This window comes from Acinetobacter pittii ANC 4050, from assembly GCF_000399685.1.
Lineage (GTDB): Bacteria > Pseudomonadota > Gammaproteobacteria > Pseudomonadales > Moraxellaceae > Acinetobacter > Acinetobacter pittii_E.
Genome location: NZ_KB976987.1, coordinates 988,318 through 1,010,293, shown reverse-complemented (window position 1 = coordinate 1,010,293; position 21,976 = coordinate 988,318). Strand labels below are relative to the sequence as shown.

The 21,976-nt window shown below is 37.8% G+C and carries 19 protein-coding genes and 1 pseudogene; 5 read left to right on the top strand and 15 right to left on the bottom strand.

All coding sequences use genetic code 11. The features are described 5' to 3' along the window. Positions 1 to 112 precede the first annotated feature (112 nt). Complete coding sequence (locus tag F931_RS08600; RefSeq protein ID WP_016140995.1) at positions 113 to 2,374, top strand: ATP-binding cassette domain-containing protein; 2,262 nt, start codon at positions 113 to 115, stop codon at positions 2,372 to 2,374. A gap of 124 nt (positions 2,375 to 2,498) precedes the next feature. Here F931_RS08600 and F931_RS08595 read toward each other — a convergent pair whose 3' ends face one another. Beyond that, a complete protein-coding gene (locus F931_RS08595; protein WP_016140994.1) occupies positions 2,499 to 3,803 on the bottom strand; it encodes an MFS transporter in 1,305 nt (434 codons plus the stop codon). 332 nt (positions 3,804 to 4,135) lie between these two features. Further along, a complete protein-coding gene (locus F931_RS08590) occupies positions 4,136 to 5,035 on the bottom strand; it encodes a LysR family transcriptional regulator (protein WP_016140993.1) in 900 nt (299 codons plus the stop codon). Between the two features lie 110 nt (positions 5,036 to 5,145). Here F931_RS08590 and F931_RS08585 point away from each other — a divergent pair, with 110 nt between their 5' ends. From F931_RS08585 to F931_RS08580, 3 genes and pseudogenes are all read left to right on the top strand, one after another. Next, entirely contained in the window at positions 5,146 to 6,069 is a 924-nt protein-coding gene (locus F931_RS08585) for an alpha/beta hydrolase (RefSeq protein ID WP_016140992.1), read from the top strand. A 155-nt stretch (positions 6,070 to 6,224) separates the two neighbouring features. After that, positions 6,225 to 7,108, top strand: a pseudogene (locus F931_RS22375) (alpha/beta hydrolase family protein). A gap of 145 nt (positions 7,109 to 7,253) precedes the next feature. Beyond that, a complete protein-coding gene (locus tag F931_RS08580; RefSeq protein ID WP_016140989.1) occupies positions 7,254 to 7,763 on the top strand; it encodes a YfbU family protein in 510 nt (169 codons plus the stop codon). 73 nt (positions 7,764 to 7,836) lie between these two features. Here the strand turns inward: F931_RS08580 and F931_RS22465 are convergent, their stop codons facing one another. The 4 genes from F931_RS22465 to F931_RS08570 all read right to left on the bottom strand — a co-directional run bounded on the left by F931_RS22465 (position 7,837) and on the right by F931_RS08570 (position 9,665). Next, entirely contained in the window at positions 7,837 to 8,004 is a 168-nt protein-coding gene (locus F931_RS22465; protein ID WP_016140988.1) for a hypothetical protein, read from the bottom strand. Between the two features lie 15 nt (positions 8,005 to 8,019). Further along, a complete protein-coding gene (locus F931_RS22460) occupies positions 8,020 to 8,178 on the bottom strand; it encodes a hypothetical protein (protein ID WP_016140987.1) in 159 nt (52 codons plus the stop codon). A 203-nt stretch (positions 8,179 to 8,381) separates the two neighbouring features. Further along, positions 8,382 to 8,975, bottom strand: coding sequence for a DUF6338 family protein (locus F931_RS08575; protein ID WP_016140986.1), 594 nt, complete (start codon positions 8,973 to 8,975; stop codon positions 8,382 to 8,384). A 141-nt stretch (positions 8,976 to 9,116) separates the two neighbouring features. Continuing rightward, positions 9,117 to 9,665: a TetR/AcrR family transcriptional regulator gene (locus F931_RS08570; RefSeq protein ID WP_016140985.1), complete on the bottom strand. Its 549-nt coding sequence runs from the start codon at positions 9,663 to 9,665 to the stop codon at positions 9,117 to 9,119. 814 nt (positions 9,666 to 10,479) lie between these two features. On the opposite strand from F931_RS08570, the gene F931_RS08565 reads away from it, so the two are divergent. Continuing rightward, positions 10,480 to 10,914 (top strand): HD domain-containing protein, encoded by a 435-nt coding sequence (locus tag F931_RS08565; protein WP_016140984.1) that lies wholly within the window; start codon positions 10,480 to 10,482, stop codon positions 10,912 to 10,914. A gap of 80 nt (positions 10,915 to 10,994) precedes the next feature. On the opposite strand, the gene F931_RS08560 is transcribed toward F931_RS08565, so the two are convergent. The 9 genes from F931_RS08560 to F931_RS08520 all read right to left on the bottom strand — a co-directional run bounded on the left by F931_RS08560 (position 10,995) and on the right by F931_RS08520 (position 21,975). Then, positions 10,995 to 12,158, bottom strand: coding sequence for a hypothetical protein (locus tag F931_RS08560; RefSeq protein ID WP_016140983.1), 1,164 nt, complete (start codon positions 12,156 to 12,158; stop codon positions 10,995 to 10,997). Then, positions 12,151 to 13,479: a TolC family protein gene (locus F931_RS08555; protein WP_016140982.1), complete on the bottom strand. Its 1,329-nt coding sequence runs from the start codon at positions 13,477 to 13,479 to the stop codon at positions 12,151 to 12,153. Before F931_RS08555 ends, F931_RS08560 begins: the two co-directional genes overlap by 8 nt. Next, positions 13,476 to 15,062: a GH3 family acyl-acid amido synthetase gene (locus F931_RS08550; RefSeq protein WP_016140981.1), complete on the bottom strand. Its 1,587-nt coding sequence runs from the start codon at positions 15,060 to 15,062 to the stop codon at positions 13,476 to 13,478. The genes F931_RS08555 and F931_RS08550 overlap by 4 nt, the downstream gene beginning before the upstream one ends. After that, a complete protein-coding gene (locus F931_RS08545; protein ID WP_171067938.1) occupies positions 15,059 to 15,847 on the bottom strand; it encodes a hypothetical protein in 789 nt (262 codons plus the stop codon). The genes F931_RS08550 and F931_RS08545 overlap by 4 nt, the downstream gene beginning before the upstream one ends. A 187-nt stretch (positions 15,848 to 16,034) precedes the next feature. Beyond that, the gene (emrY, locus tag F931_RS08540; protein ID WP_016140979.1) at positions 16,035 to 17,582 is read right to left on the bottom strand and encodes a DHA2 family efflux MFS transporter permease subunit; all 1,548 of its coding nucleotides are present in this window, start codon (positions 17,580 to 17,582) and stop codon (positions 16,035 to 16,037) included. Between the two features lie 24 nt (positions 17,583 to 17,606). Further along, positions 17,607 to 18,668 (bottom strand): HlyD family secretion protein, encoded by a 1,062-nt coding sequence (locus F931_RS08535; RefSeq protein WP_016140978.1) that lies wholly within the window; start codon positions 18,666 to 18,668, stop codon positions 17,607 to 17,609. Positions 18,669 to 19,450: 782 nt separating this feature from the next. Beyond that, a complete protein-coding gene (locus F931_RS22650) occupies positions 19,451 to 19,573 on the bottom strand; it encodes a hypothetical protein (protein WP_000737387.1) in 123 nt (40 codons plus the stop codon). A gap of 166 nt (positions 19,574 to 19,739) precedes the next feature. Beyond that, a complete protein-coding gene (locus F931_RS08525) occupies positions 19,740 to 21,134 on the bottom strand; it encodes a methylenetetrahydrofolate reductase C-terminal domain-containing protein (RefSeq protein ID WP_016140977.1) in 1,395 nt (464 codons plus the stop codon). Between the two features lie 73 nt (positions 21,135 to 21,207). After that, positions 21,208 to 21,975, bottom strand: coding sequence for an ADPR responsive transcriptional repressor NtrR (locus F931_RS08520; RefSeq protein ID WP_016140976.1), 768 nt, complete (start codon positions 21,973 to 21,975; stop codon positions 21,208 to 21,210). Position 21,976: the final 1 nt, after the last annotated feature.

The window sequence follows — 21,976 nt, the reverse complement described above, 5'->3', positions numbered from 1 at the left end:
AGAAAAGACATATAAGTTTAATATTTAAACTATTTACTTAATAAACATATACATCCTTTTCACAAATTTTGTTTTACCTTTAGCCTAAATCTTTAACTTCAAGTGATTACACATGACAAAAAGAACAATAAATATTTATGGAGCAAGACAAAATAATCTTAAAAATATTTCATTAAAAATTCCTAAACACCAAATTGTCGCCTTTACCGGAGTTTCAGGTTCAGGGAAGTCTTCTTTAGTTTTTGAAACCATTGGCGCGGAGGCACAAAGACAAATCAACGAAACTCAAGACAGTTTTGTGCGTAATCGTTTACAGCATTTTGGGGTCGCTGATGTCGATAAAATTGAGAATTTAAATGTACCTGTCATTATTAATCAAAAGCCTTTAACGGGTAACATCCGCTCAACAGTGGCAACAATTACAGATATCTACGCCAATCTTCGCTTATTATTTTCACGTATGGGTGAACCTTTTGTTGGATATTCAAACGTTTTTTCTTTTAATCATCCCAATGGCATGTGCCCGCAATGCGAAGGTATTGGGCTAGAGCAAACAATTGATATCTATAAAATATTAGATTTAGATAAATCCTTGAATGAAGAAGGTGCTATAAACTTCCCGACTTATCAACCTACCGCATGGCGTTGGACACGATATGCAGATTCAGGTTATTTCGATTTAGATAAAAAATTAAAAGATTATAGTGAAAAAGAATGGGAATTATTTTTATATGCTCCTCAGCACAAGCCTTTAAACCCAACAAGTAAATGGAGAAAAACGGCACTATATGAAGGATTAGTGACCCGCTTTGAACGTAACTTTTTAAAAGGCGAAGCGCAGGAAAGAAATCGCTATCGAAATAAACTTGAGCAAATTATTACCACCAAAGAATGCTCCCTATGTAAGGGACAACGGCTTAATCAAAAATCTTTATCCTGTAAGATTAACGGTAAAAATATTGCGGAATGTACGGCCCTATCTGTTTCAATGCTTTTAGAGTTTATCGAATCGATAAAAAGTGAAAAATTTGAAACCGTTTTGCATGAAATCATCAATAAACTGACTAACTTAAATCTCGTTGGACTTAGCTATCTAAACCTTAACCGTGTGAGCAATACGTTGTCGGGAGGTGAATCACAACGAATCAAAATGGTTAAACATTTGGGCAATAGTCTGGTTGACTTACTCTATATTTTTGATGAACCAAGCATCGGCCTTCACCCCAAAGATTTAGATAATATTATTAAAATTATTCAAAAGATTAGAGATAAAGGAAATAGCGTTTTACTGGTTGAACATGACCCTGATCTGATTAGAACAGCGGATCATGTCATTGATATGGGGCCTCTTTCTGGCACCAACGGCGGTGAAATTATTTACCAAGGAACTTTCGAAGAATTAAAAAATTCATCAGGTTTAACAGGTAAGTTTTTTAGACGACCAAATACCTATAAGAAAACACCACGTATAGGCAAAGAATGGATTTCAATTAAAAATGCTCATTTATTCAATTTAAAAAATATTGATGTCGATATTCCTAAGAACTGTTTAACCGTGATTACAGGAGTGGCTGGTTCAGGAAAAAGCACATTGATCAGTAAAGTATTACCCCAACAATATCCTGAAACAAAAGTCATTAATCAATCTGCAATTACTGCCAGCATTCGGTCCAATTTACTGACCTATCTCGACCTTCTTGATCCGATTCGTCAGCTATTTGCAAAAGCCAATAAAGTAAGTGCCAAGCTGTTTAGTTTTAATAGCGAAGGTGCGTGCCCTCAATGTAAAGGCGCAGGTATCGAAAGAATTGAACTGGCATTTTTAGATGATGTTGAAATGACATGTGATGTTTGTCATGGCTCAGGATATGCGCCTGAAGTATTAAAGTATCTTTATAAAGGTAAAAATATTGCTGAAATTTTGAAAATGACGGTTGCAGAAGCAAGTCAATTTTTTGAAGATCAAACTTTACAGCAGCAATTTAATGCTCTGGTCAGCTTGGGGCTAGATTATATTGCAATCGGCCAACGCTTAAATACATTTTCGGGTGGTGAGCGTCAAAGATTAAAACTCACCAAACAAATCAATGAAACAGATAATATTTTTGTATTAGATGAACCGAGTACGGGCCTACATCCTTCTGATACTGAAAAATTGATTAGTTTATTAAATAACCTAGTTGATAAAGGCAACACAGTCATTGTGATTGAACATAACTTAGACATCATGAGTCAAGCCGACTGGATTATTGATATTGGTCCATTGGCGGGTGACAAAGGTGGTGAACTGGTGTTCTCAGGAACTGTTAAGGGTTTGCTTTCAGCAGAAAAATCTTTAACTGGCCACTATTTGAAAAAATATCTAGAGCTGTAGTAATTTGATTGACCAGCTTGGCACAATCAAGTTTTAAATGTGAGAGTCTTTTAGACTCTCATATCCCTAATTATAGTAAAAAATACTCAACCAACTATTCACGCTCATTCACTTGTAGGTAACATTATGATCGGTACTTGGCCTGAATCATCAGCATGATAATAACGAACAACGAAGGTATTGCAGCAATCACAAATAAATGAGTAATGACCAGAAATTGAGAAAGATAGCCACCAAACAACGGACCGATGACCGAACCTAAACGGGCAATTCCAATACTCCAGCCCACCCCAGTGGTACGAAGCGAAACTGGATAATAACTCGCAGACAGCGCATTAATGGCAGGTTGCCCACCAACAATGGCAAAGCCAGCAATGAAAATAATGATAAATAATAAAACGATATGGCTAACAGCATAGCCAATTAAAGCAACACTCATCACTGCAACCAAAAAAACAGGAATTAATACTTTATAAAATCCAGTTTTATCGATTTTAAGACCCATCACCACACTACCAATCGTACCGCCTAATTGTAGAGTGGAGCCGATCATCAATGCCTGATTTAATGAGAGTCCAGACTCTTTGGCTAAAGTCGGTAGCCAGTTCGCCAGAAAATAGAGACTGATCATATTTAAAATACTAATGATCCAGATGGAATAGGTAAAAAACGCGCGCTTATTTTTAAATAACTCAAGCGGTGATTTTTTAACCTGAACTTCAGTAGTATTAATGATTTTCATCTCTGAGTTGAATGTTAACGCAGGATAAAATTTCTTTAACCAAAACAAAATTTTGGGAGTATTTTTGCTATTTTCACTTAAAAAATATAAAGACTCTGGCAACTTAAAGAACGTGATAAAGAAAATAATTAAAGGAACAATACCGCCAAAATAGAAAATCGCCTGCCATCCTCCCCAAGGAACTAGTAAGGCCGATATGCCTCCTCCCAACATTGCCCCGACCGTATAGCCACAAGAAATGACCATCATGGTGAAAATACGAGATTTATATGGAACAATTTCGGAGCTATAAGCCATGATATTTGGCATGATACCTCCTAAAAAAATTCCTGTAACAAAGCGGATTGCAGTCAATTGCTCAATACTGCCGACATGTGGTGTTACCAGCATCAATATGGAGAACATAAAGGTTGAGATCAGTAGTATTGGACGGCGGCCAAAACGGTCAGAAAGAGAACTTAATAAAAATGATCCGACAAACAAACCAAATAAGCTGGCGCTAAACACAACGCCTAACATGGTTTTATGTACGCCCCATTCTTCTATAATCATTGGGGCTGCGTAAGCCATGGACTGAATGTCATACCCATCCATAATCATCAGTAATAAACAGGTGAATAAAATAAATTTCTGATAACGTCCAACTTTCTGCTGATTGATCAAATCACTTAATGCAACTTCTCTCATGGTCATCCTTTCTCCATGTTGCGCTTTCAATTATTTTCATTCTAATTACGTTATTCATAATCAATTTATGAATAACGTAAAATAAAATAACAATATTCTCCCCCAAAAGTCAAAACATTAACTTTTTCGGTTGATCACACAGCGCTTATGGTTTACTTATCACACTATATTTTTAAATTATTATTTTAATTCAGCTACTTGGTTTGAAAATCTGCTCTAGCATGACATCTCTTTCTTCCGAGTTATTGGAACTTAGAAATTGCATCTCTCAACTCCTGACTTAGAAATATCAATATCAGAATTATTATTTTTAACAGTACCTTTACTTAGAATTATCTCTTATTAAAATTTTCCTTTAACGCATTGATTAAGATATTTAATAAAGGTGCTTGCTCACGTCTATGAGGATAATACAGGTGATAAGGTTCATAGCTATGTCGCCAGTCCTTTAGTGTTTCTTCTAACTCACCACTTTCAATATAAGGTTGAACCATATCAATAGGTAAATAAGCGATTCCTACACCACTTCTTGCTGCTTGAAGCACTGGAGATAAGGTTGTAAAAATAACTTTAGCGTTAACGGTAACTGTCTGAGTTTTACCTTGTTTAGTAAATTGCCAACGATAGAGTTCACCATGCGTGGGTAATCTTAAATTAATACACTGATGTTCAACTAAATCTTTTGGTTGCTTAGGGTGACCATAACGATCCAAATATTCTTTGGTGGCAACCGTTAGCATTTGTATTGGCTCACTCACTTGTAAAGCGATCATATCTTTAGAAACCAAACCGCCTCTTCGAAGTCCTGCATCAAAACGCCCTTCTACAATATCGACTAGACCATAGTCAGAGATGATTTCTACTGAAACTTTAGGAAATTGTTGGATGACTTTTTCAACTGCTGGCCATATAACACTTTGGATTCCATATTCATCTGCACTGATACGCAATGTTCCTGTTGGATCATTTTTTAAAGCACTAATTTGATTTATGCCATGTTCTATTTCTTGTATTGCAGGTTGAAGCAAATTGAGTAGATATTCCCCCGCTTCTGTAGGCGCTACGCTTCTTGTGTTTCGTGATAAGAGTTTTATGCCAATTCGGTCTTCTAAATTGCGGAGGGTTTGGCTAATGGCTGACTGTGACGTTCTCAGTTTTGCGGCTGCACGGGTAAAGCTCCGTTCTTGAGCAACGACCATAAAAGTATGCAAATCGTTTAAATTTTCTTTCATTATTTATAAGTATTCAATATAAGTGCTATCTAATTATAGTGGATTATCATAATAAATCACTACGGGTATATTGATTTCATCGACCTAGTTTCTCTTTCGGAGATAAGATGATGAAAACTGTAACCTTCAAAAATAAAAACATTGATGTTTCTGCAACTATTTGTTTTCCAAAATATTTTGATAAAAACAAAAAATACGCAGCCATTGTATGTGCTCACCCCATTAGTAGTTGTAAAGAACAGACTGCCGGCAGCATCTATGGTGAAAAACTGACTGAAGCTGGTTTTATAACTTTAGCGTTTGATGCATCGTATCAAGGTGCTAGCGGTGGTGAACCGCGCTTTCTTGAAGACCCTGCAACACGTGTTGAAGATTTCCGCTGCGCGGCCGACTACCTCACAACCTTAAGCTATGTCGATGAAAACCGCATTGGTGTATTAGGTGTATGTGGTGGCGGTGGTTATGCGGTTAATGCGGCTATGACTGAACGCCGTTTTAAAGCGGTGGCGACTGTTGTAGGCGCAAATTATGGTCGTCTCATGCGTGAAGGCGATCAAACACCTGATGCAGCCATTAAAACTTTAGAAGCCATTGCTGCACAGCGAACTGCCGAAGCGCGTGGTGCTGAACCCTTTATTACCCAGTACATACCAAACTCACAACAAGCGCGTGAACAAGCTGGAATCAATGATATTGATATTAAAGAAGCGATTGATTACTACAAAACCCCGCGTGGTCAGGCAGAAGGTTCACCAAATAAACTTCGCTTTTCAAGTTTAGCTGCTGCTGTTGGGTTCGATGCATTTCATTTGGCAGAACACCTACTCACCCAACCCTTACAAATTGTGATTGGTGAAATTCCGGGCGGGTTCGGTTCTTATCGTGATGGTTATGAGCTATTTAGCAAAGCTGCTTCTAAAGATAAAAATCTTTTTGTGGTGAAAGATGCAAGCCATTATGACTTATATGATCAACCTGAGCCTGTTGCTCAAGCTTTAGAAAAAATTATTCCATTCTTTCAAAAGCATCTTTAATTTTTATATTGGAAAGTTTCTCAATCGGAGAAACCTTCCAAACCTTGTATTGAGTATTCAAGTTTGCAAAACAATTAATAAATTTATATATTGATTTCCAATTTCAATAGTTAGAGAATCACTCCCCATCATAAATAACTACAATAGAGTTCTATATGCTTTCTAAGCAGAAAAAGAATATAGCCCTTTACTACATCTTTCCTTTAATTTTAGTTATGGGCTTCTATGCCTTTTTTCGTGTATCTATTCTTCCTTATATTTATATCAAGCAAGCACAGCATCAACTTTTAACAGCAAACAATCAAACAACTGAAATTTACTGGAAAGAACCAGATCTCTTTGCCGATAAAAAGTATCCAGCAATTGTCTTTTTACATGGCATTCAAAAAGACAAACAAGGTGCTAAAGCCTTTGTACGCTCTGGCTTGCTAAATGAATATGCTAAAAGAACTTTTTCAGTTTTGCTGTATCTATGAGTGGATATGGTAAGTCATCTGGAAAATCAGATTTTTGTGGTAAAGCCTCACAAAAAAATCTTGTGGAAGCTATTAATTTTGCTCGATCACAGCCCCATGTTGACCAAAACAAAGTTGTAGTGATGGGAATTAGTTGTGGTGCATCTATAGTAAATGTTGCGGCTAACACTGGAAAGATAAACGCATTGGTTCTGGTATCGGGGTTTTATGATTTTAAAGGTATGTATGCTCAGTGGAGTTCTAACACTAGAACATTACCAGCAAATGTAATGAAAGAAATAAATGAATCAATCACTGCTGAAAAAAATATAGAAACTGCGTCCGCAACTAGATCATCATTACCGATTTCGCCTCAGTATCCACCTACTCTTATATTGGTTAGCACCAAAGACCCAATTGTTGACCCAAAGCGAAGTATTCAACTACATCAATTACTCGACAATAAAGGTATTCCAAACACCTTAGAACTTATACAAGATGCTAAACATCCAGTACCTACTAATATCTGGAAATCTAAAAGCGACAAGTTTTTGGAAAAGACTTTGAGTTTAAAAATTAATTGATAGATGAACTTTATTTTGGGGGGGTAATATTAAATAGTATACCAAAATCTGTTTACGATTATTTTGAGCATTTTTAATTAAAAACTTGTATTCACTGAATTACATACCAATATAACCATTACTTACAACTTAAAATGGTAAAATAATGTCTAATTTAAAAAATTTAACTGATACAGAACGCTTAATTCTTGCTAATCAATATGAACTTCTTAGCAAATTAGCTGAAAATGAATATGAAACAGAATATTTTCTTAGAATTTCAAAACAACTTAAAGATGGTCACAAATGGTTGTATGAACAAATTTTTGATTCTATTGGAGAAAATTTAGATGATGAGAGTGCTAATTTTGTTATAAATGTCCTTTCATTATATAGAGCTTTACTCAACAGTTATGAACAATTAAAGACAAAAAAACAATTAAAAAAATCAGAGATTACATTTAAAGGCTTTGATGGAAATAATGAAGGTGAACTCATGTATTTCGCTGAAGCTCTTGGCGATGCTGGACGATTTAGTGAGGTTATTGAAAATGGAGAATTAAACTCACATTTTCCTATGACGTCAACATATCAAAAAATGTTAACTAAATGGGAACAATTAGAGCAAAAGTATGAATTATCAGAAGAACAAATTTTACAAATTATCAGAGATTAAAATTACTCTATAAAATATAAATCCAAATAATTAAAACTAGAGTCCACCTTTTAGAGGAAATGGACTCTTTTTACTAAGGTTTCTTTGGAGGTGAAGATGTTTTCGGTGGAAGATTTGTAGGATTAGTTCCTGTTGATTTAGCAGGTTGATATCCTAAATTAACATTACCTTCAGATGGTCTGGGTACAATATTAGGTTGATACCCCTCATTTAAATCAACCAACTTATTTTTATCTGGCATTTTTATCACTCTTAATTAAGGCTTTTTGGGTGGTGAAGCTGGTTGAGGATTGCTCGGATTAGTTCCTTTTGATTTCTCTGGTTGGTATCCAGCACCTGGTTGGGGATTATTAGGTTTACCTGATGAAGGGCTGTATCCGTCACCAATTGGGAAACGATTATTTTTATCACTCATTAATTTTCTCTACTAAATTATGGTTTCTTCGGAGGGTTTTTCTTTGGCGTACTAGTGCTATTTGATACTTGTTGTTGAGGTTGATATCCCCTAGTTTGTAAATCTTGTGGAATTTTTATCATGGGTTGATACCCATCCATTGCAGGTAAGTTCTTTGACATATTTCTACCCAAATATAAAAAAATTCTGTTAGCTTCAACTTATTACGAATGATTAAAAAACTCAATACTTTGTATATCTTTAGCCAATATTAAAATTCCTGCTGATTGATTCCTTTCTCTATCAAACCCCCCATCAGAATTGATGACCCATGCTTTCTCTAAAAATATTTGAGCCTCTTCTGGATAACTAGATGTAAAAGATGCATCAGAATATTCTCCAGCTAATTGTTTACCATCTGCCAAAGTTACCAATATAAAATATGGTTTTTTTTGAGCAAAAACATAATCCCATGCTCGTGGAGTTGGATGAGGTGCATTTTTTTGAAAAAACTTCATATTTCGAAGTTTTAACCAGAACCAAGCAAGTAATGCTGGAAAAACAAGCATTACGAAAGAATAAAATGAGATAGTAAAGAATGAGCAAATAAATTCCCACTTTTTACTAAATAACATCATGTAAATAAAAGGCCCTAAAATTGCATAATTTAAACAACTATAGGTAATTGCATCGATTATTAACTTTGTACTTTCTTTTTCTTGATTAGGGCAAAGTAAAGAGTAAGTTTTTATTGCAATAAACCCCGGTATAGCAAAAACAATAAAAAGAAATAGTTTATTAGCTTCAAAAATTTCCATAAATTCTTATCACTTCTTTAATAGTTCATTTTAAATATGTGGAATTATAATACATATTATTAATTATTTTAGTAATATGAGCTTTTTTAAAAAATCAAATTTATATTCGACTTACCTATTAATCTTACAATTGAAAGTATCTCATCCCATCCCCCTCAAAAACACCTCAACCACTCTCTCATCAAGCTCACCCAAACTTAAGCCCTGAATAATCGCGCCTTCGATTAGATATAAAAATAGCTTGGCATCGTTGAAGGAAACATCGGCATTAAGTGCTCTAAGCTGGCTATATATTTCGTTGATGAGCCATGTTCTATATCTCACGGCGGTTTGATAGGCTTTTGGATGAGTGAGTTTTATTTCAAAAATGGCTTTAAATAATAAGTAATACAGCCCATCTAAGTCTGCGTGTAAAAGATAGAGCTTTTTGAGTTTATCGATTGCGCTTGTGTCATGGGCGTATTCAACCACTGAAACCACTTTTTCTTTTAATCGTTCTTTTTGCACAATCAGACAGATTTCAATAAAGCGTTCTTTAGAGTGAAAGTAGTTATAAAAAGTCGCTTTTGGAATTTCAGACTCTTTAACAATTCTGTCGATGCCGACCAGATGAAATCCGTTGTGATGAAATAGCTCAATTGATTTATTTACGACTTTTAATGCACGTGTTGGGAGAACTAAATGCTGCATATTTTTACCGTTATAAAAAATTATTGTTGTATATAAATGAGATATAAAAACTGCCGCCTTTAGGGAGAAAAAAAGGCATAGCAAAGCCGTAAAGACTGTGCCCAGCACATCTCAAGTTTTAGTTGTTGATGAAAGTTTTAAGTAATAACGAGCTAAAGCCTAAAAAGCCTTACGGCAATCAAGCTGCTTTAAATTTTTAAGCTGTGTTGTTATAGCTTTTGGCAATAGCTGCCAAGAAATGATGAATATGCAAAGCCAACTCCTTATATATGGAGTTCTGCCAAAACATTAGAATTATGGTGGCAGAACGAAAGAGGGTTCGCAGACTGGTTAAGACTCCAGCACACCCGAGGGTGTCCCTCTCCCGTCCTACCGCAACGGGAGGGAACGAGGAGATGCTCACACAAAACTATTCCTCAGAAGAAATAATCCTGATGCGGTCTTAAAACGGTCTGCGACAACCGACTGGCAATGTAGGCCAGCCCGCAAATGGTAATCTCCAATATTTGAGGTGTCAATGTGAAATTGGCTAGAAATTATTTAAATAGTTATTATTTTTCATTTAATTAGATAATTAAGGAAACTCTTAAGTAATATTTACAATCATCTTTTATATCATTAAGTTAAAGTTTAAAATTTTGAAAACTTAAGGTCTGATTTGGCTCACATCAACAAAGAGTGAATAAATAAAAATGAGTGATTACTGTTATTAAGCGGTGTTTTTATGAGTCACTATTCAGTATAAACTTGTGATTTAAACGACCCATCTCACAAATTAGACCGTGCCATATACTTAAAGTAACAAGAGCAAAAAATGACTCAAAATAAAGTTGAACTCGCAGAGAAATTGTCAAAAGAATCTCATCAAGGTCAAAAGTATGGTCCTCATGATTACTTTGAGTACCATATTAAAGGCGTGGTCAATTCATTAATTGAGCATCAATTTTCAGAAGTTTATATTATTACAGCCCTTCTACACGATAGCGTTGAAGACACGCCTCTTACGCTAGACAAAATCGAAAGCTTATTTGGAAAAGAAGTCCGCGATGCCGTTGATGCATTAACAAAACGGGAAAGTGAAACACGCGAGGAATATTTAATTCGTTGTAGTTCGAATCCGATCGCTCGAGTCGTAAAACTTCATGACGCCGCCTTTAATGCGCATAACTCACATAAGGACAATAATCACTCACGTGTAGATTATTACCTTCAAACCATGTTAATTGTTTCAACGGCCCAAAAGAAATAAAGATCTATGCAAGAGCAAGGTTATGGATAACATCCGTAAATTTTTGCGCATTAATAACCTACGGCGAACCTCTCTTAAGATTAAATACGCCCAACCTCTAAGTATGGAATCAAGTTTTTATCAAAATTTGGCCTTGGGTCGCCCTCATAGCTAATAAAACCATGCATCCCTGTTAGGCGCTCACCTTTATAAAACTGGTTTAACTGATAACGCGGGTCTTTATGGGAAAGCGTAAAACTCACCACACCAACGCCCTGCTGTTTTGACTTGCTATAGGCATCTTCAAGCATTTTGTGATGCAAAGCTAAATCTTCGGGATGGCACATGAGGGTATGTAGCACATGGTACTGGATAGAGTCGCCGAGTTTAGGCAAACGCATACCTTTGGTGATTGGAGTCAACAAGTTGTAAATGGGTCTAAGCACGCCAATGGCTGAGCTGTAATGCAAAATTTTGGTTTGCTTAATACTATGCTGATCCCACAAACCAAACATGCCCACCAGTTTTTCACCTTTAAAATAAAGTGAAAAGTCTGAGAGTTTTATGCCTGAAAAATACTGATGTCCTTGCGCCAGTTCTTCAAAGTTATAAGCTGGAATAAAGTTATAAAACTCTGCCATGTCGCTAATAAACTGATTCATTGCGGGTACATGTTTGGCTTCGGCAACACAGTTACGGACTTCTTGAATGTCACTCTGCTGAGAAGTCTGCTTTAAAAAAGCCGTGATTTTTCGTTTTGTACCTAAGTCAGTTAGACTGAGTGTCTCAATGAGTCCTTCGTCATAATAATCAGGCATTCCCGTTTTGCCCGTTTGGATGGCAGCGCGCGCGGCATGGTTATCATCAAAAATAATCATTTGGCTAAAGTTAGGTGCGTGCATCGTATCTTTTACATGCTTGCCTAAAACCTTTACCAGTGATTTACCACGATAGCTATGGTCTACCCGTAAATCTCCCGCATATCTTAAATTTTGAACGGTTCGATCGATATAACACGGACGGTAACCGTTGCTATAACAAGCCACCTTCTTTTGACTCTCGGTGTCTTCAATCACGACGTGCAGTTTATGCCGATAGACAATGTCGGATGCCCTAAAATAACTCGGTTCACGCTGAAAGCTAATTTGTATGCCTTTGGTGGTCATCGGTACGGCAATTAACTCTCGTAAAGCCTGATCATCTGCCAAAGTCGCTTCACGGGTAATAAGCGTATTATCAGTAAGCGGTGTATTTGTTTTATTCATTATTCACCTGTTGTGCGGTTTGTACGGGAACCAAGTTATTTAAACGCCCCATTTGGTCGAGTAACTGATAGACAAACACCACTTCGTCTTGGTCATTGACTGTTTTTTGGGTTTGGACATCGAGTAATTTCTGCTCGGTATTAAGTAAGTCAAACGTGGTTTTGGTGCCCACATCAAACTCTTTACGTGTGTAGACAAAGGCAATAGACGCAGCCTCTATGGCATTTGCCAGTGCTTCTTTATTTTGTCGAATGGTTTGAAGCTGCGCATAGGTGGTACGTGTTCGCTTATTCAAATCTAGTTCAAGACTTCGCGTTTTTTGGTTAGCCAAATCGATATCGGCCTGCGCTTTTTTGACATTGGCCCGATTTAAGCCATCATCATAGAGAGGTACATTAAGCTGCACCCCAACCATATAGTTATTACTTTCAGAGCCTATATAACTCGCTTCATCTTGCTTTCCAGCACGGCTGGTGAGCATCACTGTTGGCCAAAGTTCGCGTTTGGTTAAAGCGTATTGTTTCTCGGCAGCCTGCTTTTCATATTTGCTACGCATTAAAGCCGGATGGTTTTTGGTTTGAGCCAAAATTTCATCTAAGTTAGCCGGAATAGCGGGTAGTTGTTTAATCGCAACAAGGTTGTCAGGCGTTACGCCCGTTACTTGGTAAAACTGTGCTTCACTTACAGTCAGGTTAGATTGAGCCTGTGTAATATCGGCTTGGCCTTGTGCGACTTGCGCCAAAACCTGAGCCAAATCCGCACGGGTAATCATGCCCACGTCAAAACGGCGCTTTGACTCATATAAAGACCGTTGCAGGTTTGCCATAGTCTTTTGTCTGAGTTCTAAAATCGCTTTCTTTTTTAATACGTCGGTATAGACCATCACGGTATTTAAGATGGTTTCCGATCTCTGGTCTGACAAACCTTGGTTTTGTGCAGAAAGCTGATTTTCGGCAACATCAATTCCTAAACGGTGTCGTCCAGAGGTATAGATTGGATAATCTGCCTGTAATTGCAAACTTCGGCCTTTACGATTTCCTTCGGTTGGAAACAAGACGTGTGAAGGCGTATCTATTCTTTCATAGTCCAGTTGGCCGACTAAATTGACTTTGAGGCCGTCACGCTGCTTGGCCTGTTCAAGCATAGCGGTAGACTGGTTCACGCTTAAACGGCTGACCTCAAGCTGAGTTTCGTGCCTTAAACTGGCAGATAAAGCCTCGTCTAAAGTCATGGCATGTGTATTCGACACCACCAACACGCCAACATATAAGGCATGTCGAAGTGTTAAAAACCGATTGTTAAATGGCTTCATCCCTTTCATAGTTGTTCCAAACTATTGAGGGTGACTTTTTTGAGTGGCTCAGGTTTGATATTGCCTTCGATAATGCCATCAAACATGACCAGTTTTTTGTAGGCATTCCAGCCATTATTGGCTTGGCGAATTTGAGGTTGGTCGAGCTGTCCTAAGTTTCGCGCAAGTTCATAGTGGAAGTTTTGACGCAAAATACTGTCGATATATTCGTTGCTAATGCTGTGATGAATTTCACCTTCAAAAAGCACACAATAAAATGGTTTGACCTGTTGCTGGGTATCAATCGCAAGTAAAGAAATCGCTTTTGATTCGGTTTCATTTAACTGAGATAACAACTGCTGAGCGGTTTCAGGGGCGAGTTTCTCACCGACCAGATCTACACCAAAACGGCGGCCTTGGAACTCAAAACACGGAATTTGCTTTATAAAGCCTGTTACCCGTAAGCAATCATCCAGACAGTAACGCAGCAAACCATTACCCGAAGTAATGAGTGGGCTGACCACATCGCCTTGTTTGAGCTGCCATGAGGGGATGATTTGCCCTTGTTTGTCACCTTCTAGATATTCAAATTCGTAGAAGTGACTTTGATATGCCAGCGGGTATTGGTCGTTATAGGGAATGGTCACTACCCCTTCGGTCGCCCATAACCCTTTGCCTTCAAACTGAACACTGGGCAATTTCTCTTTTAATTTTTCAGCCCAAGCTTTTGAACCTGCGGTATCCCAGCTCGACACCAGACTTAACTTTGGCCAGAGCTTTTTAAAGTCGATCTGCTCGCCGTTTGAACTCGCTATTAATGCTTGAGCACTTTTAGAGCTGTGCGGTGCGGTGACTTCTTTTAATGAAGCCTGACGGCTGCCCCATGAACCACTTTGTAAAACCTCAATCACGTCTTTTTGCAGTAGCTCCAAACGTTCCAGCAATTGCAGCGCAAATGTTGGACTCCACACCGAAATCATGGCTAGGTTACGGTTTGCGACCAAATAACAAATGGTGGCAAACAGTGCATCATCGGCATTGGCTGCAAAGGCAACATTACTTGGAACCGCTTGAGTAAACTTAGATAAAATTCGCTTACCTACACCGAGTAGAGCACTATCATCATTTAAGTTTTTATCTTTTAAAACTTCACGCTGGCTTTCAGGCAACCATGACACCGACCAGTAATGCGTGCCCGACCTCAGCTCTGGACACTTACGGTATAAACTTGCCATCCACGGCGCAATCGCATGGTCAAGTTCATCTAAAAATAGCTTGGTGTATGGAATAAACTTAATTTGTTCACTCGAACCACTGGTCGGCTGGAAACGCACCAGTTTACTGCTAGACAGTGAAAGCTTTTGTTCACGGTAACGTTGAATTTCTTCTCGCCATGCGCCGTAACGTGTTGCAGGAAATGATTTTACAAACTGCTCATAGTTTTGAACTTTTTTATCTTTAGCAAAGGTCGAGGTTTGTAAAATTGAATGCAGAATTTGACGTTGCGTTGTTTCTAAAGCATTAAACTGTTTTTGAAAATTACGGTCAGTTGCATCACACCATTTTTTTAAAATCAGATGTGAACCTAAAGTGAGCCATTCATTAGATTTCATTGGATGGCCTCTCTACGTTTTGTTTTATGTGTTACGCAAGCTTCAAATCTTCCCTTACTTGTAGGTTTGGTCATTAGCTTCACTGGAAAACGAGCAATGTCTTTCCAGCCTAATCGACCAATACACGGTAGTTCTGTACCTGCTTTCCAGGTTGGATTCATCTGCTCAAAGAAATGAATATTTGGGTTTTTCTCTCTCATTTCGGCAGTAATTGGTGCAACTTCGCCTTTTAATGGCTGATAGTCATCACCAAAATTTAAAAGGCCCGCTTCACGGTCATAATATTCCCCAAAAAATTTCTCGCAGTAGTGCTCGACAACTTCCGAGAGATGCTGGTTTTCATCTTTAATATTTGGGTAATAGACATAGTAGTTATTGGCGAGTAATAGGTAAGTCTTATAGCCTTTAGAGATCAAGAGCCAATAGAGTTCGTTAAATGGATATTTGATTCGAAGCTTAATCATCAGTTTGAGCATGGTACTTTGCAGACTACGCGTGCCCCAAAACTTTTTCAAAATGACCGTATCACCGCTAAATAACACGGTGTAGTCCTTACCGTTTAAGTAGAAATGCTGCACAACAACAGTAGAGAAACCGACAATTTCATCTGTTTCTGAGTCAAAAATTAAGATCGCGCCACTTTTATTTTGGAAATCATCTACGAAAATAGAAAATCTCGTATTTTCATAATACTGCTCGTAAATGGAATACATCACTTTTAATCGCTCTGTATCGATTTGTTCCTTTTCAAAATATTGCCCATAGGTACTATTTTTCAGGTTCAATTTTGAAATCAGTTTATACGTTGTATTAATCATAATCCTTTAACCTTCCACCTCTAATTTGCGAGTTCCCCGACCTCATCACCGATTTTAGAAAACTCATCTCAATGTTCTTTTTCTATGAAGGGATATGTTTTGATATGCCCTGTTGTTTTTCATTCTTTGAAAGCTGCTCTTTATTTCTAAATCGCTACATATTCATTTTCTTCCCCCGATCCATAAAGATGGTTAAAAAGGCGGTCACAAACATGATGATTGCGAGCATGCGTAATAAGTCATTAAAACTCGATGTCAGAGCCTGAAAATGAATGTCTCGATAAATCACACTAAGCGCGATTTGCTGTGCATTTGAGCCAACTTCCTGATATTGCGCCGTGAGCTGATCCAGCCTTTCCATAAAGATCCAGTTCTGCGGTGTCATCGACTGATTAATCTGCGTGACATGTAGTGCAGTGAGCCAATCTAATGATGAGTTAATCAGTGCCAGCCCAACCGCGCCGCCGATATTGCGCATCAGGTTATAAATACCGCTGGCATCGGCTACTTTGCTGAGCGGTAAAGTGCTCATGGCTAAATGTGAAACTACAATCAGGCAGATCATGAGGCCAATACCACGGTAAATTTGCGGCCAAAACATAAAGTCGTAATCGCTGTGAATGCTGAGGTGCGAATTGAGCCATACACCAAAACCCGCCAGAATCATTCCGACAAATACGGTTTTACGGGTATCAAAGTTGGGAATCAGCCATGCAAGAAACGGCGCAAAGCAGAACATAACAATGCCTGTCACCATCATGACATGACCAATTTGGCTACTGTTCATTTCACGGACTTGCCCAAGAAACACGGGAATCATGTAACCCAAGCCATAGAGCGCCATACCAATCACAAAAGTGGTGATGGCACTTAAGGTAAAGTTTTTATTTTTAAATACGGATAAATCGAGCAAAGGCTTAGGCTGGGTGAAGCTTCTAGAGAAGAAAATCATGCCGCCCACAATGCAGATCATGAAAGCAATACGAACGCCTGTGTCTGCAAGCCAGTCATGTCGTGCACCTTCATCAAGAAAGTATTCAAGTCCACCCAAAAACATCACCATACCAACGAGGCTAAACCAGTCCATACTTTTGATGAGTGAATAGTTTGCACGGTCGATATTTGGACCTGAGTAAATGACGGTCGCAATGATAATGCCCGGAATAATATTGATCAGAAACATCCAGTGCCATGAGAAGTTATTGGTGAGCCAGCCGCCAATGGTTGGGCCGATGGCCGGACCCAAAGTACTGATCATTCCAAACATCACCAAAGGCAATGAACGTTTTGCTTCAGGGAAAAGTAAGTACAACGCGGTCATGGAAGTCGGAATCATACCGCCGCCCATAAAACCTTGAATGCCACGGAATACCAATAGACTTTCTAAGTTCCATGCCAACGCACACAGTAAAGAACTCACCGTAAAACCAATTGCACAGATGGTGTAATAGACCCGTGTCGACAGCACCCGAGAGACAATACTCGACATTGGAATTGCAATAATCTCGGCAATTAAATAAACCGTTTGCACCCAAGTCACTTCGTAACGACTTGCACTCATCCCCGCTTGAACTTCGTTTAAAGAACTCGCCACAATCTGAATATCGAGAATCGCCATGAAGTTGCCCAAAATCATGGCCGCAAAAATTGCCCATGCCGTCTTTGCGGGAAACATCCACTCGGCTTCAAGGTGCTTATTCATTTGTTATTACCTAAAATTTTATTATTAAGTTCTTAGGTCAACGGTAGCGCTCACCGACATTCCAGGTTTTATCAAATCAATATGCGGGCTTGAATCTATGGCAATACGCACAGGAATGCGTTGTACAACTTTGTTAAAGTTACCAGTGGCATTGTCAGGTGGCATGAGTGAAAAAGTTGCGCCAGAAGCTGGTGAAAAACTCTCAATTTTTCCGCTATAGGTCAGGCTTGGGTAAGCATCAAGTTTTAATTCAACTTTCTGACCAATATGCATTTTTTCAATTTGGGTTTCTTTGAAGTTCGCTTGTACATACAAACTATTTTCAGGAATGATCGCCATTAAGCGCGTTTGCGGAGAAACACGCGAACCTTTCTGGATTGCAAGACTACCGATTTTGCCGTCTACTGGACTGACCACTTTTGACGAAGCCAGATCGACCTGATAAAGATTTAAGTTTGCATTGGCACTTTGAATATCTGCTAAAAGCTGCGCTCGACTAGCCTGTAAGCTCCCCAACTGAGCTTCTGCTGCATTGACGGCGGCTTGTGCCTTGCTGAGTTGCGCTTGAGCTGTTAAATATTGAGATTGAATGCCTTCAAAATTTTGGCGAGTAATCACCCCATCTTTTAATAAATCTTGATAACGTTCAAAATCTTTTTTTAGGCGGGATAAATCTGCTTGCGCTGCCACTACACCACTATTTGCTTCCGTAATTGAAGACCGAGCAGATTTTTCATTTTGTTGTTGTACGCCAAGCGCTGCTTCTTTTAAGCTGACCACAGAACGGGCCTGATCATAGCGAGCTTGGTAATCGCGATGATCTAATACCGCTAAAGTTTCCCCTTTTTTTACAACCTGATTATCGTTAATTAATAACTCCATCACTTCGCCTGAAATCTTTGGCATCACCCAAGTGACATCGGCTTGTACATAAGCATTATCAGTAGATTGATAGAATCGGTATACAAAAAAATAATATAAGATGCCAGCAACTAAAAATAACAGCAGGACACTAAAAACACCCCAAGTTATTTTCTTTCGGCTTTGGAAATTAGTATCAGTTTCTAGCTGAGCTACGTTATCCATATTCATTCCGTGTATTTGTAATATTCGATTTTTTATTTACCCCAATAAAGTATTGGCGTCTTTTTTACGTAACTTTTCACTTGGTTTTATTCAATGAATCGTGACAGCGTAAAATTTGGTGCAAATTATGGTTCTTAAGCTAATTAAATATCATTGACCTCTTTGACATATATTTTTTCTCTTTGTGCCAATAGGTAGTATTTTATAAATAATATATTTAAAAATTATGTAATTTTATATTCCAACTCATTTCTACTTATAAATTTATGTACAAATTAGCATATAAATAATGTTAATCAACCACTTAACACTACACTTAAAAATAATAAAAATGCAATGAATACCATTCTTTGTTATACAGCTATTAAAATAATATTTTTAATTTGTATAATTTAAGTAAAGTTAATTAAGATGTTTTTTAATTTAAAAAGTAGTTAGCAATACTCGTTATATCCTTATAAAATTAGAATACATATAAAATATAAATATTATAATTTATCCAAATGATAATAGTAAAACTGACTAAATTAAATAAAATCATCAAGTAATAAATCTTTAACAAATTAGTCGTTATATTGAGAAAAATGACATCTTTTTTAGATAAAAAGCAACATATCAATAAATTTAAACATATTATTAAAAAGTAAATTAACCCTTAAAAAAGAGTTAAAAGTAACTCTTTTTTATTTAGGAAATAGTGATTTAAGGATTTTTGATTATTTATTTAAAAACTTAAAAATTTCTTCCAAATGAAACCCACTCATTGAGTGGGTTTTTTATTGCTAACCGTTTTGCCTGAGGTGATCTTGGAACTCTTGGTCGTGTATTTTGTTGTAATTAACAGGGTCGTAGACACATCCAGTTAAAACAACAATTACAGTAAGTACAGCAACCAACTTTTTCATTGAGACAGCCTTTCTTTTAACGCAAAAGATTTGCTTTAAGTATACTCCTAGATGATCACTTTGATTGGACATAATTAAGGCAAACGATTGTTATTTTTAAATTATCGCCGTGCTTTAGCATAAAAATTAATTTTTTAACAAAATCAAATCAAGGAAGTTATACAACTTATGCCTCAGTCGCTAAATACCAATTTTTCCAAGAGCTGGTTCCTCTTGTTTCAATAGGCACAGTTGGAATCAGTTTTTCTTTTAATATTTCGGTTTGTTCAATGGCTTTAGCAAGCCTTGCTTTAACAGAGTGAATGCATTCACGGTCACCAAATTCGCAGCGGTCTAAAGTTGTACCGCCACAAGGCCCATTGGCTAAACCTTTTGGACATGTTTCAGGGCAAATATATAAAGTATCGCTTAGGCGGCACTGACCACAGCTTTCACAGCCCACTAGGGTATGTTTACTCAGTACTTCTGTTTTAAGTAAGAGTTTGGCGATCAAAGCGTTTTCCCAAAAAGATGCTTTGAAAATAAAACGTCCGACGCCTTTAGCAATTTTTGATCCAAACATTGCTTCATGCATAACATGTAGCTGGCGATATTTAATGATTTGTTTGGAGGTCGGCTGACGTGAAAAATGCGTAATCTCAGGTACAAACTCTTTGCCTGTGGTGACTTGCCACAGTGAATTCCACAGCTCTTCTAAAGCTTTAAGCTCCAAATGTCTGTATTGCTCAATATAGCTTTCAAGCAGCATTTGCTCTTCTGGCTTATGACAAGCAGATAAATGAATTCCAGCAAACCCTAAATGTTTACATATCAAAATCTGTAAAGCACAACGTAAATAAACGCGGTCTGTATGTCCCGCCTGTTTTTCTTCTGCCAAGACTTTTAACATGTGTGGGGTAATCACAATACCTGCGACTTTATGCTTTACCATAAAATTGGCACGTGCCAAAGTCAGTGGCATCACACAAGCGAGTATTTGCTGCGAATAATTATGCTTAGTTAAAAATGATTTGGCTTGCTTTAAGGCTTCAATATCATAGCCCAATTGGGTAATAATAAAGTCAGCGCCTGCTTTAATCTTCTTATGCAGTTTTAAATATTGTGCATCACGCTCGGCTTCAACATATTTAAATGGGTTAAAAGCCACCCCGATACGAAATCCGCCATGCTGTTTGGCTGCCATTACAGCATTTACAGACTCTAAGTATCGACTACGAGGCTGTCCATCTCGACCATGATGATGTTCTTTGAGTTTATCACCTGTAAGCAATAACAAGTTTTGAATATTGGCTGACTGAGCTTGTTCTAAAAAGTGCTCAAAGTCTTGTATGTCTCGTGCTTTACCAGAAAAGTGTAAGACTTTCTCTATTGATTCGGGGTAACTTTTACTGGCTTCAAGCGGCGCAATATCATGATCGGAATGTACGCGATCTGCCAATGTCATTGCAGCCGGAAATCCCGCAAACTCATGTTTCACAGGATAAATCTCATGCAGTGAAGTGAGATATTCCACCAACACAAAAAACTGGTTTTGCTGGAAGCAGGGAGAAACGTGTGACATAGGCAAAGTGCTGATCAAAACATGACATCAATCATAAGCGCGACATTATAAATCAAAAGTGCATCAAGATGCGCTAGTCAGAAAGCTCATTGTTTTGTTTATCTTCACCCTCTTTATTTCTGGGTAATTCGAGTGAACGAGGAAATATAAAATCGAAAGAATCGAGTGCATAGCGGTAAAGCTGAGCTGGTCGTTTACCCACGATTTTACTGTGGTTGGTTTCTTCAACTGCGCCCGCTTCTATCATACGGCGTCTAAATGCTTTTTTATCTAAAGATTGCCCAAGAATAATTTCATAAATGGTTTGTAGTTCAGTCAGCGTAAATAATTCAGGCATTAGACTAGCTGGCAATGCGGTATAGCGAGTTTTATTGGTTAAACGCTCTAATGCTAAGCTGAGCAATTCATTATGATCAAAAGCTAATACAAAATCTTGAGCTTTTGCTACAGGCACCCATTCGCTGTATTCAGCCAAGGCTTGTTGTTGGTAGGCATTAAAATCAATTAAAGCAAAATACAAAATAGTTACGGCCCAGCCACGTGGGTCACGTTTGGCATTGCCTACAGAGGCAACTTGTTCTAAGTAAGGTGAAGCAATCCCAGTTTTTTCGACCAGCTTACGATAAGCCGTGGCCATTAAGTCTTGATCATGAGTTAAATCGGCAAAGCCACCGGGTAAAGCCCATTGGTCTTTGGCTGGAAAGCTTGGTCGCTTAATGAGTAGTACCTGCAACTGTCCATTAAATACCGAGAAAATAGCCATATCTACAGTGAGTAAAGGTGCGTCATAATCTCGGCGATCATAACTGGCAAGGAATTCTTGTTCAGTTTGAATAGTCACG